Below are 17,804 nucleotides of genomic sequence, written 5' to 3'. Positions count from 1 at the left end.
AGTTGTGGATATTCGGGTTATATTAATGCAGATGATACAATTGTTTTTAGTTATTGCTTTGGGGTATTTCTTATTTAAGATTAAGTTATTAGATGTTGATTTAAATAAAAAACTTACAACATTGTTACTATCAGTAACAACACCAGCAATGATTGTTTCATCTGTTTTGTCCACAACTGTGACACAAGGACTTAATGATATTTTATTTGTATTTTTAGTTGGTTTTGCTGTTTATTTAATTATGCCAATTTTAGGTTATATCATTGTTAAGATTATGAGAGTCCCTTTACCACAACAAGGGTTATACATATTTATGACAGTGTTTTCTAATATTGGGTTTATGGGATTTCCTGTAATGAAAGCAATATTTGGAAATGAAGCAGTTTTTTTTACTGCAATATTTAATATGATATTTAATTTATTTGTTTTTACTGGTGGCGTTATGATTATGAATTATGGAACAGGGCAAAAAGTGAAACTTGATCCAAAAAATTTATTATCACCTGGAGTTGTTGCTTCATTGGTTGCTTTACTAATATATTTTACAGGTATTCATGTTCCTCATGTTTTAGCCTCCACAATAACAATGGTAGGAGATATTACAACACCAATGGCAATGCTTCTGATTGGCTCAACACTTGCCAATATTCCATTAAAAGAAGTTTTTAGTGAATTACGTATATATCCTTATACAATTATTAAACAGGTTATTGTCCCTATTATTGCTTATCCAATTTTAAATATGTTTATTAGTGATCCATTAATATTAGGTATTACTTTAATTATGATATCAATGCCAGTTGCCAATAGTGCTGTATTGTTTGCAACTGAATATGATGGGGATATTTCTTTAGCAGCAAAAACTGTTTTTATGACAACATTATTATCTGTTGTTACGATTCCTCTGATTGTTGCATTATTTCTTGTTTAGCCAGTACGAATACTGGCTTTTTCTTTTTATTTGATACATAATAAAAAAAGAGGTGTTTATCATGCAATCAAAAATAAATGAATTATTATCACAAGGAATAGATGTATCTTTTTATCAAGCACTCACACAACATGATATTCGTAAATATGAACATCAATATCAAGTTCAAATTCCTTTAGAATATCAACAATTCTTAATGCATTTTGGTGATGGAGGTTTTGGTCCATCAAGTGGTTTACAGCCATTAGAAATTGCTTTTTATTATTATAATGATAAAGAGCCAAGCTTAACGCCCTATACAACAATTCAAGAATGGCAAAATATGATTAAACAAGGGTATGATTATGGAAATGGTTTATTATTGTTGGTAGCTGATTGCCATGTTTTACATGGGTTATATTGTCAAGGTGAATATTATGGACAAATGGTAAGTATTGATTTGGATCATCTAGATTATTTACCACAGTTCTATGCTTCCTTTGATGAATGGTATAGAGCTTTCTTGAAGGAAACATTGAGTGGATATGATACACAGTATTTTGGGATTCAATTCTTAGGAAATCAAGAGAATGTTCTTGCACATTTATCTGATGACTTTGATAAAACATTATACTCACTCTATAAATTTAAAGGATTATCACAAATTTCATTCAATCAATTACATGAATATTATACGAATGCTAATCAAGCACAACAATTGAATTTAGCTGCTTTATTTTGTTATCAAGGGGATGAACAATGTGAAAATATGCTTCATCAATTATTCTTAAATATTGATGATTATGAAATGTATTTATATTGGCTAGAAATTATTGAAACCTATCAAAAAGATTCAATCATGCATTATAAGACAGAAATCAAAACTCTATTATCATTAAATAATATTCCAATAATCCTTCGTTCATTATCTATCTTATCTTATTATTTAGATGAAAACTTGGATGAAATACTTGCTTTTAAAAATCATCAAAATCAAGATATTCGTGAATGTGTCAGAACTATTTTAAGTCAAGATCCACAAAAATATAAACAATATCTTTATGAAAATATCGATAAACAAGATTTAAGACAAAAACTATTTATAAAAAACAATCGTTTACGTTACTATATCAATAATTGTTTTTCACGTTCTTCTCTTTCACCTATTACAATTGAAGATATGCAAAAAATCAAAGTCTTAGATTTTACAAAATATTGTCCATACTATTCTCATGACTTTAGTATAATAGATTCAATTGATGTTTTGTCCTATGCTTCAAATTTAACAAATCTCAATGCAACTCATTACTCTACCATACAAGATTTCTCTCCATTAACTTATTGTCAATCTTTAAAAAAACTTGTTCTGGCAAATACACAATTAAAAGACATATCATTTCTTTTAGACCTCCAACAATTAAAAAGTTTAGATATAAGTGAAAATCCTTTAACTGATATAAGTCAACTTTCTTGGCTTCATCAATTAACTGAATTAATTATCTATAATTGTCCTATTCAAGATTGGAGTCCTTTAAGCCAATTGACTAAACTAAACATATCAGTTGATGAAAATCAATATCATGAACTTATTCAACTAGACTATGCAAAGAATTGGAACATACATATTATCAAACAACAAACCGAAGATTTTCTTAACTTTTTAAATCATTTAATTGATATGCCAAATCTATCAAATTGGTTAAAACAATCTGTTCAACAAAGAAATAAATATTTGTTAGAATTTTTATCTTGTCAAGATATGCCTATGCCTACTATTATTACAAATAAAGATGTTAATTTTTATTTGTACTTGAATGATTCAGAATTTGTACAAAAAAATCCTCAATATTTTGCTATGGAGGATCAAGCAATCTCAATAGATGAATCTTATGAAGTTATTGGAAAAATGGGAATTGAAAAAGCTGGTTTGCTTATGAAAGGGAAGAAATCTAAAAAATATTATTTGGTTCATGATTTTCATCATAAAATTTTAAGTTCATTAGATTTAACAGATTTATTATCTCAAGAATATGAATTTTATCAAAACAATTATTCTCATCTTCAAGAAGAATGGATAAAACATTATATTTTCTATGATGATTTTACTGATGGAAAAGATGAACATGCGTTTTTGATGAGAGCTGTTTATGAATCAAGAATCAGAAGTTTATTAGCATCACTTTTAGATGGTTGGAGTTATCAAGATAATCATGATGTGAAATCTGCAAAGATTATAAATAATATTATTTATTTTTATGTAAATGGTGTTGAACAAGCACAAATGCCAATGAAGGAATTTATGCAGATGCTTCGTGAGAAGCTTGATTTATTGTTTGATAAGTATTTCTTTACGATGTTACAGAAACGAAAATATAATGCAGCTTATCAGCAATTGGCTAAGCAATTTCAATAAAAGTTAACGAAAACAAGTTATCAGAAGTCGAAACTTGTTTTCGTTGACAATTGTTTCAAAATATGAATATAATAAGTAAGGATAATTCATTTTATGCCCAGAAATGAGGCGTTTTTTTATGCAAAAAAGTTATGATGTTATTATTGTTGGAGCTGGACCAGCAGGAATTATGACAAGTTATGAATTGTATTTGAAAAATCCAGACTTAAAAGTTCTTTTAGTTGATAAAGGTCATGATGTTATGTATCGTCATTGTCCGATAAAAGACAAGAAAATTAAAAGCTGTCCACAAATTAAAGAACATGAACCAGGATGTTTACCAGCATGTTCAATAACTTCAGGTTTTGGTGGAGCAGGAGCATATTCAGATGGAAAATTCAATATTACTAGTGAATTTGGTGGTTGGTTAACGGATTACTTAGATAACCAAGAAGTAGAAGAAGTGATTCAATATGTTGATGAATTGTATTTAAAACATGGAGCAACTCATGAAATCACTGATCCTACAACAGATAAGATTAAAGATATTGAAAGACGTGGATATGCAGTTGGATTAAAGCTTCTTCGTGCAAAAGTAAGACACCTTGGAACAGAAGAAAACTTAAGAATTATGACAGAAATGTCTAATGAATTAAAAGAACATATTGATATGGCTTTTAAAACAGCTGTTAAAGATATTATTGTAGAAAACAATCGTGTACAAGGGATTGTATTAGAAAATGGTGAAGAAATTAAAGCATCTTATGTTGTGTTAGCACCAGGTAGAGATGGTTCAACTTGGTTAACAAAAGTTTTAAAGAATCAAGGATTGGATTTATATAATAATCAAGTTGATATTGGTGTACGTGTAGAAACAAACAATATTGTTATGGATGAAATTAATAAGAATTTATATGAAGGTAAATTTGTATACAATGCATCTGTAGGAACAAAAGTACGTACTTTCTGTTCAAATCCAAGTGGACATGTGGTTGTGGAAAATCATTCAGGAACAATGTTAGCAAATGGACATGCTTATCATGATCCAAAATTAGGAAGTCCTAATACAAACTTTGCATTACTTGTTTCTCATGTTTTTAGTGAACCATTTAATGAACCAAATGAATTTGCTCATGAAGTTGCAAGACTTGCCAATATGTTATCACATGGAAGTATTATTGTACAAAGATATGGTGATATCAAAAGAGGGAGACGTACAACTGAAAAACGTTTAAAAGAAGGTTATACAATTCCAACATTACCTGAGGCTGTACCAGGAGACTTAGGATTGGTTCTTCCATACAATACAATGAAATCAATTATTGAAATGATTGAAGCACTTGATCATGTCACTCCAGGAATTGCCAATGAACATACTTTACTTTATGGTGTAGAAGCAAAATTCTATTCAGCAAGACCAAAAGTGAGAGAAGGTTTTGAAAGTGAAATTGATGGATTATATGTTGGCGGAGATGGTGCTGGATTAACCAGAGGACTTGCTCAAGCAGGGGCTAATGGTATCTTAATCGCAAGAGATATTATTAAAAGAATAAAATAAATTACATAAAAACCAAGATATATCTTTAAACAGACATATCTTGGCTTTTTTATATAGCAAATCCAATCAACAAGGAAAGAATATTAGCAACAGTAGCATAACCTATGAGTTCACCTTTACTATGGTCTTTCATATATTTTTGATAAATTTTGGCTTCGATATAAATAACCGCAATCTCTAAAAGTGTATAACATAGAAAAGCAAAGACTGATATATAATAGACACTTAACATTTGTAACATAAAATTGAGTAATATCTGTGTCGCTATATTGGTTAACACAATAATCTTTAATTCTCTTTTTTTCTTGATTTGGAAACAAAGCGCAATCAGTAATTCAATAAGAATAGTTACAACAACACGTTCTATAAAATGATATGTGACTTCATTAAAGAAGATTTCTTTTTTGATATCCATATCAATTTCATGAATACCTTTTTGTGTCGGGAAGGATGCTTGTTGATCTAATGAAATGGTGTAAAAACTTTCAAATGCATAACGTTCATATGATTTTGAACTGGTTATAAAACTTTGAGATTCAGGAAAATAAATAAGCACTTTAAATTCATTTGGTGGATAGTAATTCCATTGAAATGTATCCGTGCATTCTTGAAAATAAGAAATAAAGTAAAAACCATCTTTATCCTGATAATTAATAAAGGCTTTCCAAACTTCATCAGGACCAAATTCATTGTTAAAATGATCAGTTTCTTCATCATTCTCATAAACACCAAAAGGTCCAGAACTTGCTTCTTTTGAAAGAAGTGTCACATAGGCTTTTTCTTGTAAGCCATGGATTGTTATTTTAACACTAGGCTTTGGGCCTGTATCCGCAAATACACGAGAGGGACAAAACATTAATAAGCAAGTTAAAAAAATAAGTAGTTTTTTCATGACCATCACCTCTTAATTCCATTTTATCATAAGTCATAAGAAATAGTAGAAAAATGTCACTTTGCTTTTGGATTTACATGAATCATACAATGTTTAATATCAGGAAACGCTTTTTCTAGGGCATCATGGACTTCATGAGCAATTTGATGAGCTTTTTTTAATGAGAAGTTTTCATCAACCCCAATTTCTAAATCAACATAATATTTTTCACTAAACAACCTTGTCTTTAATGAATCAATTGAAATAACATTCTTTTGTTTTAAAATAAAATCAATTAATTGATTATAAACAATATCATCACAACTATGATCCACCATTTTCACAGTAGCGTCATAAAAAATCGAAATACCAGGTTTTAAAACACATAAACTAATACAAACTCCCGCTAATGGATCCAACCATTGAACACCTAGCATAGCACCACTAATCCCAATCAAACTACCAATAGAAGATAAAGCATCACTACGATGATGATAGGCATCAGCCATTAATGACGGAGAGTGGATTCGTTTGGCATAATAACGCGTATACCAGTACATGATTTCTTTGGTGAAAATAGAGATAAATGCAGCAATCAGTGCAATGAAACTAGGAGTTAATGCTTGGGGATGAATGATGGATAGGAAACTATTGTAACCAATTTGTAAACCAGTAAAAATAAGTAAAATAGATAAAATCATGGCTGCAATACATTCCATTCGTTCATGTCCATAAGGATGTTCATGATCAGAAGGCATACTTGAGAAATGAACACCAATCATTACAACGATAGTCGTCATAACATCACTTAATGAATGAATAGAGTCACTGATCATTGCATGCGAATGACCATAAAGACCAGCAAGGAATTTAAATACTGATAAAATAAAATTAACTATCATGGTTAAAAAAGAAACACGATAGACTGTTTCTTTATAATTCATAAGATCACTTCCTCTTATAATTTATGGTTATAAAGAAAATGTGTTCATGGAATCTTAGGGATGTTCTATTTTGGTTTACAATAAAGTGAATTTCAATTATAATAATGTCAATCAGAAGGAGGGGTTCTGAATGAATATTGATGGAAAAAATGTATCATTAAAGCGTAAAGATGAAATTAAACAAAAAATACAACAGTTACAAAATGAAGGAAAAAGAATTCCTAAATTAGTTGTTATATTAGTAGGAAATAATCAAGCAAGTCAAGTCTATGTACGTAATAAAGAAAAAGCTTGTGCTTATGTAGGCATGTTATCAGAAATAATGAGATTAGATGAATCTGTTTTAGAAGATGAACTTATTCAAGTAATAGAAAGATTAAATCATGATGAAACAGTTGATGGAATTTTAGTTCAATTGCCATTACCTCAACATATTCATGAAGAAAAAATCTTAGATTTAATTGATCCTAAAAAAGATGTCGATGGTTTTCATCCAATCAATGTTGCAAAATTATTCTTGGGACAAGATGGACTGGTACCTTGTACACCACAGGGGATGATGGTTTTATTAGATGAGATTCATTATGATTTAACAGGTAAAGAAGTGGTAGTTGTAGGAAGAAGTAATATTGTAGGGAAACCAGTTTCTTTACTTTGCTTACAAAGAAATGCAACAGTTACAATTGCTCATTCACGTACTGAAAATTTAAAGGAAGTCTGTCAACGTGCGGATGTTTTAATTGCCGCAATTGGGCAAGCAAAATTCTTTACTAAGGATTATGTCAAACCAGGGGCAGTGGTTTTAGATGTAGGAATGGATCGTGATGAGAATGATAAACTTTGTGGTGATGTCGATTATCAAGATGTTAAAGATATTGTTTCATACATAACACCTGTTCCAGGTGGAATAGGACCTATGACTATAGCTATGTTATTGGAGAATACATTAAAAGCTTATTATAATAGAGAGGAGTAAATATCTATGGAATATAATTTAAATGATATTGTTGAAATGAAAAAGCAACATCCATGTAAGAAATCTAATCAATGGAAAATTATTCGAATGGGTGCTGATATTAAAATCAAGTGTTTAGGTTGTGGAGCAATTATTATGTTCTCTCGTCGAGATTTTGAAAAACGTTTAAAAAAGGTGATTCCAGCAGATGAAAATTAGAAAAATAGAACCTAAAGACAATGCAGAAGTAGAAAAACTTATTAGAGATTGTTTAATTGAATTTGGTGCCGATAAACCTGGATGTGCCTGGGAAGATCCTAACCTTGACAAATTTTATGAAACATATAGCTCTCATTTTTATCAATATCTAGTTGTAGAAAAAGATGGTCATGTTGTTGGGGGATGTGGAATTGGTCCGGTTGATGGCTACTATGATGTTTGTGAACTACAAAAAATGTATTGTCGAAAAGAAATAAGAGGAACAGGAATTGCTCAACAACTACTTGATTTATCAATAGAATTTGCTAAAAAACACTATACATTGATTTATTTAGAAACATTTGCCAACATGGTTGCAGCCAATAAATTTTATGTTAAAAATGGTTTTGTTCCATTAGCTGTCCCAATTACTGAAGGTCCACATTATGCCTGTGATCGATGGTATGCAAAGGAGATTGGATAGACTATGTTATTTAAACATCAATATCAATTCTCTAAAAGAATGCAAATGCATGATATCACTCAACAAATTCAAGAAGATTTAAAAAAATCACAAATAAAAGATGGGATTATTGTGGTATATACACCACATACCACTGCCGGTATTACAATCAATGAAAATGCTGATCCAGATGTTGTGAGAGATATGTTGAATGGCTTTGAAAGAGCCTTTCCAACTAATCATCCTGATTATCATCATTTTGAAGGAAATTCACATGCACATATGAAGTCAACTATTTTTAATGCAAGTCAGACATTTATTGTTAGTGAAGGAAAAATAATTTTAGGAACATGGCAGGGAATTTATTTGTGTGAATTTGATGGTCCTAGAAATAGAACATATTATGTTAAAGTTTTAGAAGGTTAAAAAGACAAGATTTGTCTTTTTTCTTTAGTTAATAGTAAGGTACCTTGACAAATATTTAAAGAAAGTTTAAGATAACGCTGATGTAGGAGATGATTATATGAATAAAGATAAAATGGAAAATGGCAAAGTTTTACCTTTGTTAATAGAACTTTCGATTCCAGCAATGATAGGAATGATTGTTAATGCTATTTATAATATTGTTGATAGAATGTTTATTGGAAATGCACCACAATTGGGTTCACTTGGACTTGCTGGAATAACAATATCTTATCCTGTAACGCTTATTTTAATGGCATTGAGTTTAATGGCTGGAGTTGGTGGAGCAACTCGTTTTTCAATTGCTTTAGGTGCTAAGGAAGATGATGAAGCTCAGTATTATCAAGGAAATGCCTTGATGATTACAGTTCTTTTTGGTCTTATTTTTATGGTTTTTGGGAATCTTTTTATGAATCCTATTTTGATATTATTAGGAGCGAGTGAGGCTGTTTTACCACATGCACGAGCATATTTAAGTATTATCTTATATGGAGCAGTTTTTCAGTGTGTGGCGATTTGTGGAAATAACTTCTCAAGAGCACAGGGAAATGCTAGAAATGCAATGGTTTCACAATTGTTAGGAGCAGGATTTAATATTGTGTTTGATTATATTTTCATTGTGAAATGTCATATGGGGATGGAAGGTGCTGCTCTAGCAACGATTGGTGGACAATTTTTAAGTATGGTTTGGCAACTCACTTTCCTATTTGGTAAGCGTAGTATGATTCAATGTCGTTTAGCGCATTTAAAACTCAAGAAACATTTAACATATATGATTCTTAAAACTGGCTTACCTGCCTTTTTGATGCAGCTTTCTACGAGTTTATTAAATATTGTGATTAATGGAACATTAGGGAAATATGGTGGAGATACAGCAATTTCTACAGTAGGTATTATTACCAGTGTTCAAACTTTAATGTTGATGCCTTTAATTGGTATGACCCAAGGACAGCAACCTATCATTAGTTATAATTTTGGTGCTAAAAGAGTTGATCGTGTGAAAGAAACATTAAAATATACAATTATTGCTTCAAGTATAATTTCAGTAGTAGGTTTTTTAGCTATTCAATTTTTCCCAGGTATGATTATTTCAATGTTTAATCAAGAACCAGAAATTATTAAACTAGGAAGTACAGCTTTAAGAATATGGTTTATTTGTTTACCTATTGTTGGTTGTCAAACAATGTGTGCCAATTTCTTTCAAGCTATTGGGATGGTTAAACAATCTAGCTTTTTAAATTTATTAAGACAATGCTTATTATTGATTCCATTTATTTTAATTCTTTCATTGATTTTTGGATTATATGGAGTCTTTATTGCTGTACCGATTGCTGATTTGGTGGCTTTTTTAATCACTATGTTCTTAATTCAAAAAGAAATGAAACAATTGGGAGTCCAGATTTATGAATAATCAATGTCCAATATGTTCAAAAAACTGTTTATTATCTAACTTACAATGTGAAAAAGGACAAAAATATTTTCAACAAGATTTAACCAATAAACTCATTAAATGTGGACATATCTTAACCCATAAAACAGGTAAAAAAAGAAGTCAAGAGAACATATTAGAAATTCTATTAAAACATAAAGAAATATCCCAACGAGAATTACAAGAAATTCTTGATATAGAAGCTGGTTCAATGAGTGAAATTATTGCCAAGCTTGAACAAAGAGAATATATAAAGCGTTATAAAGATGAACGTGATAAACGAAGATACATTATTTCTCTTACAAAAAAAGGTTATGAGAAAATAACCAATAAAAAAACAAATGATGAAGATATGTTTGATATGTTATCAACTGAAGAACAAATCCAATTAAATGATATGTTAAATACGTTATTAAAAGAATGGTATATTAGACATATGAAATATCAAAAATGAGATAGTCCCTATCTCATTTTTAAATATATAATCTATTAAGCAAAAATAACAATTAAACAAGTTAAAATAAGAATACTTATCATAATACTTAATGAATTAACAGCTGCTGGAACTGGTGAATGACTTCCAAGTTTTGTTGAAAAAACAGGAGCAACTGCTGAAATAGGAGCAAATAAACATAAAACAATCATTTTTCTAACAATGTTATCTAAAGGTAAAAGAAAATAAACAATCAATGAAAGAATAATTGAAATTGTATAACGATTGATAAGAATTTTTAAGATTGTTTTCATTTGTGAAAAATCAAGTTTCACTTCTAAAAGAATACCAATCATTAACATAGCTAAGAATGCATTGGCATTTCCCGCAATACTGGTAATCGTTAAAACTTGGGTTGGAATTGAAATATGAAATAAAGATAAAAAGAATAAAACAATATATGTACAAAAAGGAATAGAAGAAAATAATTTCTTAATAATACTATAAAAAGTGGGTTTTTGATCAGAAGAAACAACAGTACTTGCGGCTGTAAATGTTCCTCCTAAACACATTAAAGCATTACCAGTATCAAAGAGACAAACATAAGCAATTGCACTTGCTGGAAAGAATGTTTGGACAAAGGGTAAAGTAAATGTTCCAATATTATATCCCGAAGTATTAATCATTGATAGAGCTTTATTCATAGGTGATTCATGATTTGATGAAAGATAACCAATGATATTCGTAATAACATTACCCATGAATCCAATGATTAAAGCAATCAATAAAACAGGAGTAATCTTTAAATTATTAATTGAAGATAAAAGTGCACAAGGTAATGTAATATTCATAATGATCGTTGATAAAAATTGTCCATGTTCTCTTTTACATATTCCCTTTGATTTTAATAAAAATCCAATCACAATAATAAGTATAAATCCAAAAGCTTTAATTAAAATATCTAACATATATTCCACCTCGGTTTTACATCATATCAAATTTTGTAAAAAATATTCGCTTTTTTTACAAAATGAAAATAAAAAAAGGAAACTAAATTTCCTTTCTGACATAACTTATTAAACGTGCACCTGGACCAGCATGTGTCCCAATAACTGGACCAACACAACCATGAAGAACTTCTCCAAAACCAAATTCATCTCTTAGAATTTGTTCAAATTTATCTAAACCATCATCATTACCAGTAAATCCAACACAGATAGGTTCATCAAAATCAATGTCTCCATCTTCATGAATCAAGTCAATAATTTTAGCAGTTGCTTTTTGTGTTCCTCTTGCCTTAGCAAACATTTCTAATTTTCCATCTTTTAATCCAATAATTGGCTTAAATTTAAGCAATGTTCCTGCAGTAGCGGCTGTCTTAGATAAACGTCCACCTTTATATAAATATTCTAAAGTATCAACAAAAGCATAAATACGAATACGATGTTTATATTCTTCTAAAGTTTTGACAATATCTTTAACATCCATATTTTGATCACGTAAAGTAACAGCTTTTAAAACAAGTAATCTTAACATTTGAGTCGTTGCTAAACTATCAATAACATAAATATCATCATATTTTGCAATCCCAGCCGCAATATTGGCACTTTGATAAGTTCCACTAATAACACTTGATAGCGTCATTACAATAACACTATCCCCATGTTTTTTAGCTTCCTCATAGTGAGTTAAGAAGTCTTGTGGGGATGGTTGAGATGTGGTTGGTAAAGTCGTACTTGTTGTTAAAAGATGATAAAATTCATCGGGTTGTAAATCAATACGGTCTTTATATTCTTGACCATTAATAATGACTTTCAATGGAATAATGTCTATTCCTAATTCTTTAGCTTGGTTTAAATCAATATCAGATGTAGAATCTGTTAAAATCTTAATCATTTTTTTCTCCTTGTGTCATTTCCACTTTAATTGTTTGTAACATTTTTTCTAGTAATTTTACTTCATCAGACGTAAAAATATTTTCAATATCACCAAGGACTTTTTTTATAAAACGATCATTATCACGATAAAAAGCTAAAAACTTCTTTGTGACTTGTAAACGATAAGATCTTTTATCTTCCTTACTTACTTCTTTAATCAAATATCCTTTTTCAATCAATTGATTGATTTTATATGTTGCATTGGGTTGAGAAATCCCCATATATTTCGCATATTCTAATATTGTAGGATGACCTAACATATAAATGATATCCAAACTAAATGCTTCCTGCATAGTTAATTCTTTTGAATTAGCACACATTGAAGCATAGAAGTTCATCTTAAAGATGTTATAGACAGATTGGAATTCTTTACTTAACATATTGCACCTCCTTTGATGATACTTAAAATATTTTAAGTACAGTATAATATAAAAATAAACTTTGTCAATCAAATAATTAAAAAATTTGAATTAAATAATGAAAAAAACAATCGCAATGACAATTCCTGCCAAAACATCACTTATAAAATGAACTCCAGCAAGAATACGACATCCACTTAATATCATTGCCACAATCAAAGCAAATATGCCAACATATATATTGGCATAAAAACAAATCAAAGCAATAATAAAAGCACTTAAGGTATGACGACTTGGAAAAGATTCACCATGTTTGTGACCAACCAATGGTTCAATATTCATGCAGTCATAAGGACGTGGACGATTTATGAGCTTTCTAAAAATGGTCACAAAAAGAAAAGCCCCTAATGGTTTATAGATTGCAGCGCTCAAATAAGGACTCTTGTTTAAATAGAGATAAACAAGGACACAAGGATAAAGACAAAAAGTGATATATGGGAAATATTGAGTCATAAAGATGACTGATTTTTTTAATTGAGGATGTTTTCTGATATAATCCAATGTTGTTTGATAAAATTGTTCCATATGATCACCCTTTCGCTTCTATTATAACCAAAACAATCCTTTAAGACAAATAGAAATAACTTGTATTTTAGCATGTTTTTAGATAAAATGTATAGGAAGTTAAGGAGTGATAATTTATGGCATTAACAGCCGGTATCGTAGGACTACCAAATGTTGGGAAGTCTACATTATTTAATGCAATTACAAATGCGCAAGTGGAAGCAGCAAACTATCCATTTGCAACTATTGATCCAAACGTCGGAGTGGTGGAAGTTCCTGATCATCGTTTAGATGAATTAACAAGAATTTTTAATCCTAAAAAAACAATTCCTACAACATTTGAATTTACTGATATTGCTGGTTTGGTTAAAGGAGCTTCACGTGGTGAAGGTTTAGGAAATAAATTCTTAGCAAATATTCGTGAAACTGATGCAATATGTGAAGTTGTTCGTTGTTTTAGAGACAAAGACATTACACATGTTGATGGAGATGTTGATCCAATTAGAGATGTGGAAACAATTAATCTAGAATTAATTTTTGCCGATCTTGAAACAGTTGAAAAGAGAATTGCAAAGATTGAAAAGAAAGCTAAATCTGGTGATAAAGAAGCTAAAGCTGAAATGGCGGTTTTAGAACCTTTAAAAGAAATCTTAGATGCAGGGAAACCAGCTAGAACAATGAATTTTTCTAAAGAAGATATTGATATTGTTAAACAATATACTTTATTAACAATGAAACCACTTATCTATGTAGCAAATTTAGGTGAAGAAGATTTAGAAAATCCTGATAGTAATCCTTATTATGTACAGTTAAAAGATTATGCGACAAAAGAAGGATGCGATGTTGTTCCTATTTGTGCTAAGATTGAAAGTGAATTAGTTGGATTAGATAAAGAAGAAAAAGCTATGTTTATGCAAGATTTAGGTATTGATGAAAGTGGTTTGGATAAATTAATCAAAGAAGCTTATGCTTTACTTGGACTTAATACTTTCTTTACTGTTGGAGCGGATGAAGTTCGTGCTTGGACTTTTAAAAAAGGTATGTTAGCTCCAGAAATGGCAGGAATTATTCATACTGATTTCCAAAAAGGATTTATTAAGGCTGAAACATATAGCTATGATGATTTAATGGAATTTAAGAGTGAACATGCTTTAAGAGATGCAGGTAAGATTCGTCAAGAAGGGAAACAATATGTAGGGCAAGATGGAGACATCATGTTCTTTAAGTTTAATGTTTAATGAAAGATAAAATAAGAAAAGTTATTCTTGTTATTTGTGTCTGTGTTTTTGCTTATTCGGCTTTTCAATTAGGAAAGATTTTCTATGAATATTATTCTATTGAAAAAGAATCTGAAAATTTGATTGATGAATATGTTGTAGAAAAGGAAGAAAATCCAATTCAAAGAGCAGTTAATTTTAAAGCATTACAAGCAACAAATCCAGATGTTATTGGTTGGTTATATATACCAGATACAAAAATTGATGAACCCATCCTTAAAGGAAAAACAAATGATACATATCTTTATACAGATATATATAAGAAAAAAAATAAAGCTGGTTCAGTCTTTATAGATGAAATAAATAAGAAAGATTTTAGTGATGATAATACTATTATTTATGGTCATAATATGAAAAACGGATCTCGTTTTCATGACTTAAGATATTTTGTCAAAGAAGATTATTATAAAAAGCATTCAACTATATATATTTATTTACCTGATGGTAGTGTGAATGTTTATGATGCCGTGGCATCAGCTGTTATTAAATCAACAAGTTCAATGTATCAAAAAGGCATTGATTATCCTAAATATGTAAAAGAGATTCAAAAGATTGCCTCTGTTCAATCTCCAATAAGTGAAAAACAAAAACCATTTATTATGTTAAGTACTTGTTATAATGGAACAGATAATCGTTATATTGTCTATGGACAATTTAAAGAAAATATTAAGCAATAAAAAAATCACCGAGTTATTGGTGATTTTTCTTTTCAGAAAGGAGTCTCAAATTCTTTTAACATATTTAATTGGGAAATTGGAAAGCTCGCGCTATTTAATGTTAAAAGAACAAAAAACTAATATTTTATTGAACTGCTAAAATATATCTTCCTGACATATATATTATGACATATTTTTTATAAAAGTGGGGAAAAAATTAACAAAAAAATAAAAAAATATATTTGATTTATTTTTTTATCTTGGGTTCTTGAATAATTTGATTAAATAGATGGAAATGGTTAATAATTTCAAATAGAGTTCATATGATAGAAAGGAAAAGAGGTGTAGTATGCTCACACAATTTCATGAAAAAGCACAGAAAGCAATTGTGATTGCTGAAAGTATTGCTTTTGATTTAGGACATAGTAGTGTTGGAAGTGAACATCTTCTTTTGTCTCTTTTGAAAATGAAAGATTGCCCATTTTCAAAGATATTGAAAGTCTATCAAGTTACTGATGAAATGATCTATGATGATATTGTTAGGTTGTTTGGTGAAAAAGATATACAACCTTTTTATATGGAGTATAGTGAAGTCGTCAAAAAGATTTTAGAAGATGCGATGAGTATGAGTACAGTGAAAAAAGAAAGTAAAGTTTCTTTAAATACATTATGTATTGCTATGCTGATGCAAAAAGAAAGTGTTGCCGTTGAATTACTTAATAAATATCATGTTCCTTTTGATGAAGTCAAAAAGGAATTAAGTGAAGAAAAATCCCTTTTACATGAATTAGATTTAATTCATGAATTAACAAACTTTAATCAATTAGTAAAAAAACAAGAAAGACAAATGATAGGTAGAGACAAGGAGTTAGAACAACTCTTTTTAACTCTTTGTAAAAAAGAGAAAAACAATGCTTTATTAATTGGTAAAGCAGGAGTAGGAAAGACCGCTTTAGTTGAGAAATTAGCTATTAAGATTAATAATCATGAAGTTCCAGATTCCTTGAAAAATAAAGTGATTTATGAATTAAGTCTTTCTAGTATTGTAGCTGGGACAAAGTATCGTGGTGAATTTGAAGAAAAGTTTAAGAAGATTATTGATAAGGTTATTTTAGCTAAGGATGCAATATTATTTATTGATGAAATTCATAATTTAATAGGGGCTGGTGGAGCAGAGGGAGCTATTGATGCTTCTAATATTTTAAAACCTTATCTAGCAAGACGAGATTTAACCATTATTGGTGCCACAACAATAGAAGAATATTATAAGTATTTTGAAAAAGATCAAGCTATGAATCGTCGTTTTGCAGTCATTAAATTAAATGAGAATACCAAAGAAGAAACGAGAGCTATCTTACAAGGATTAAAACAACAGTATGTTGATTATCATCATATCCAGATTTCTCAACAATGCATCGATGATGTCATTGACTTATGTGATGACTATCTGATATCTCGTGTTTTCCCTGATAAAGCTATTGATGTCTTAGATCTAGCTTGTGTTAAAGCCGTATTTTTAAAACAAAATGAGTTACAAAGAGAACATATTGAATGTGTTATTGAAGAAATAACAGGAATGACACTAACTAAATTATCTTATCAACATTTACAAGCACAATTGCAAAATGTGATTAAAGGACAAGATCAAGCAATTGAAACACTTGTTGAATCATTAGAATCACTTGCCAAATATCCCCATCCAACCAAGCCTAAAGGCATTTACTTATTAGTAGGAAGTAGTGGAATAGGGAAAACCCAAACAGCTAGAGAATTAGCTCGTTTACTTCATCGTCATTTTGTAAAGTTAGATATGTCGGAATATAGTGAACCAGCCAGTGTTTCTAAAATTATTGGATCTCCACCTGGCTATATTGGTTATGATGATCAATCTTCATTGCTTCATGATCTTATCCTATATCCTAATAGTATTCTTTTATTAGATGAAATAGAAAAGGCGCATCCCCAAGTCATGCATCTTTTCCTACAAGTTTTTGATGAAGGCTTATTAAAAGATAATCATCATCATAAAATATCTTTTAAGGATACAATCATTATTATGACATCAAATGTAATGTCCAATAGTCAATCCATAGTTGGTTTTAAAAAAGCAATGATGTCTAAAAATACATTAAAAGAATCATTTTCTCAAGAATTTTTAAATCGGATTGATGAAGTCATTCATTATCAACCTTTAAAGAAAAAAGACTTAAAAGATATTTTAATTCAAAATTCACCTATTGAATTATCCCAAAAGATGATTAATGATATTTTAGAAGATTATGATTCTTCCATTGGAGCAAGAGCCTTATTAGCAAAAATGAAGAAATATATTGTTTCTAAAAATAGATAAATAAAAGAACGAAGGAAATTACTCTTTCGTTCTTTTATAACTTATG

The 17,804-nt window shown here is 29.6% G+C and carries 18 protein-coding genes; 12 read left to right on the top strand and 6 right to left on the bottom strand.

The genetic code is table 11. The annotated features are described in order from the left end of the window. Nucleotides 1-4: 4 nt before the first annotated feature. The 3 genes from EDD60_RS11750 (at nt 5) to EDD60_RS11740 (ending at nt 4,860) form a co-directional block, all read left to right on the top strand. The gene (locus tag EDD60_RS11750; protein WP_066445013.1) at nt 5-931 is read left to right on the top strand and encodes an AEC family transporter; all 927 of its coding nucleotides are present in this window, start codon (nt 5-7) and stop codon (nt 929-931) included. A 61-nt stretch (nt 932-992) separates the two neighbouring features. After that, the gene (locus EDD60_RS11745) at nt 993-3,323 is read left to right on the top strand and encodes a leucine-rich repeat domain-containing protein (protein WP_066445015.1); all 2,331 of its coding nucleotides are present in this window, start codon (nt 993-995) and stop codon (nt 3,321-3,323) included. A 118-nt stretch (nt 3,324-3,441) separates the two neighbouring features. After that, complete coding sequence (locus EDD60_RS11740; RefSeq protein ID WP_066445018.1) at nt 3,442-4,860, top strand: NAD(P)/FAD-dependent oxidoreductase; 1,419 nt, start codon at nt 3,442-3,444, stop codon at nt 4,858-4,860. A 49-nt stretch (nt 4,861-4,909) separates the two neighbouring features. On the opposite strand, the gene EDD60_RS11735 is transcribed toward EDD60_RS11740, so the two are convergent. Beyond that, a complete protein-coding gene (locus tag EDD60_RS11735) occupies nt 4,910-5,752 on the bottom strand; it encodes a hypothetical protein (protein WP_066445021.1) in 843 nt (280 codons plus the stop codon). Between the two features lie 56 nt (nt 5,753-5,808). Beyond that, a complete protein-coding gene (locus tag EDD60_RS11730; RefSeq protein WP_082787344.1) occupies nt 5,809-6,675 on the bottom strand; it encodes a cation diffusion facilitator family transporter in 867 nt (288 codons plus the stop codon). A 130-nt stretch (nt 6,676-6,805) separates the two neighbouring features. Between EDD60_RS11730 and folD the strand changes: the two genes are divergently transcribed. The 6 genes from folD (at nt 6,806) to EDD60_RS11700 (ending at nt 10,636) form a co-directional block, all read left to right on the top strand. Further along, nucleotides 6,806-7,651 carry a bifunctional methylenetetrahydrofolate dehydrogenase/methenyltetrahydrofolate cyclohydrolase FolD gene (gene folD, locus EDD60_RS11725; RefSeq protein WP_066445023.1) on the top strand — a complete coding sequence of 282 codons (846 nt, stop codon included), beginning with the start codon at nt 6,806-6,808 and terminating at the stop codon, nt 7,649-7,651. Between the two features lie 6 nt (nt 7,652-7,657). After that, nucleotides 7,658-7,849: a DUF951 domain-containing protein gene (locus EDD60_RS11720; protein ID WP_066445031.1), complete on the top strand. Its 192-nt coding sequence runs from the start codon at nt 7,658-7,660 to the stop codon at nt 7,847-7,849. Further along, the gene (locus EDD60_RS11715) at nt 7,839-8,312 is read left to right on the top strand and encodes a GNAT family N-acetyltransferase (RefSeq protein WP_066445034.1); all 474 of its coding nucleotides are present in this window, start codon (nt 7,839-7,841) and stop codon (nt 8,310-8,312) included. Before EDD60_RS11720 ends, EDD60_RS11715 begins: the two co-directional genes overlap by 11 nt. Before the next feature lie 3 nt (nt 8,313-8,315). Beyond that, on the top strand, nt 8,316-8,717 hold the full coding sequence (locus EDD60_RS11710; RefSeq protein WP_066445037.1) for a secondary thiamine-phosphate synthase enzyme YjbQ: 402 nt from the start codon (nt 8,316-8,318) through the stop codon (nt 8,715-8,717). Between the two features lie 97 nt (nt 8,718-8,814). After that, a complete protein-coding gene (locus tag EDD60_RS11705; RefSeq protein WP_066445040.1) occupies nt 8,815-10,164 on the top strand; it encodes an MATE family efflux transporter in 1,350 nt (449 codons plus the stop codon). After that, a complete protein-coding gene (locus EDD60_RS11700; RefSeq protein ID WP_066445043.1) occupies nt 10,157-10,636 on the top strand; it encodes a MarR family winged helix-turn-helix transcriptional regulator in 480 nt (159 codons plus the stop codon). The genes EDD60_RS11705 and EDD60_RS11700 overlap by 8 nt, the downstream gene beginning before the upstream one ends. Nucleotides 10,637-10,671: 35 nt before the next feature. Here EDD60_RS11700 and EDD60_RS11695 read toward each other — a convergent pair whose 3' ends face one another. From EDD60_RS11695 to EDD60_RS11680, 4 genes are all read right to left on the bottom strand, one after another. Continuing rightward, complete coding sequence (locus tag EDD60_RS11695; protein WP_066445046.1) at nt 10,672-11,583, bottom strand: AEC family transporter; 912 nt, start codon at nt 11,581-11,583, stop codon at nt 10,672-10,674. A gap of 82 nt (nt 11,584-11,665) precedes the next feature. Further along, nucleotides 11,666-12,511 carry a DegV family protein gene (locus EDD60_RS11690; RefSeq protein WP_066445049.1) on the bottom strand — a complete coding sequence of 282 codons (846 nt, stop codon included), beginning with the start codon at nt 12,509-12,511 and terminating at the stop codon, nt 11,666-11,668. Further along, nucleotides 12,504-12,932 carry a MarR family transcriptional regulator gene (locus EDD60_RS11685; protein WP_066445052.1) on the bottom strand — a complete coding sequence of 143 codons (429 nt, stop codon included), beginning with the start codon at nt 12,930-12,932 and terminating at the stop codon, nt 12,504-12,506. The genes EDD60_RS11690 and EDD60_RS11685 overlap by 8 nt, the downstream gene beginning before the upstream one ends. A gap of 90 nt (nt 12,933-13,022) precedes the next feature. Then, nucleotides 13,023-13,496 (bottom strand): phosphatase PAP2 family protein, encoded by a 474-nt coding sequence (locus EDD60_RS11680; RefSeq protein WP_066445056.1) that lies wholly within the window; start codon nt 13,494-13,496, stop codon nt 13,023-13,025. A gap of 116 nt (nt 13,497-13,612) precedes the next feature. Between EDD60_RS11680 and ychF the strand changes: the two genes are divergently transcribed. From ychF to EDD60_RS11665, 3 genes are all read left to right on the top strand, one after another. Next, the gene (gene ychF, locus EDD60_RS11675) at nt 13,613-14,713 is read left to right on the top strand and encodes a redox-regulated ATPase YchF (protein ID WP_066445059.1); all 1,101 of its coding nucleotides are present in this window, start codon (nt 13,613-13,615) and stop codon (nt 14,711-14,713) included. Continuing rightward, entirely contained in the window at nt 14,713-15,429 is a 717-nt protein-coding gene (gene srtB / locus EDD60_RS11670; RefSeq protein ID WP_066445062.1) for a class B sortase, read from the top strand. Before ychF ends, srtB begins: the two co-directional genes overlap by 1 nt. Before the next feature lie 328 nt (nt 15,430-15,757). Continuing rightward, on the top strand, nt 15,758-17,758 hold the full coding sequence (locus tag EDD60_RS11665; RefSeq protein WP_066445064.1) for an AAA family ATPase: 2,001 nt from the start codon (nt 15,758-15,760) through the stop codon (nt 17,756-17,758). The last annotated feature ends 46 nt before the right edge of the window (nt 17,759-17,804 follow it).

Source organism: Longibaculum muris (assembly GCF_004343035.1).
Classification (GTDB): Bacteria; Bacillota_I; Bacilli_A; order Erysipelotrichales; family Coprobacillaceae; genus Longibaculum; species Longibaculum muris.
Note: the sequence above shows the minus strand (reverse complement) of the source record. Positions and strands in the feature narration are given on the sequence as shown.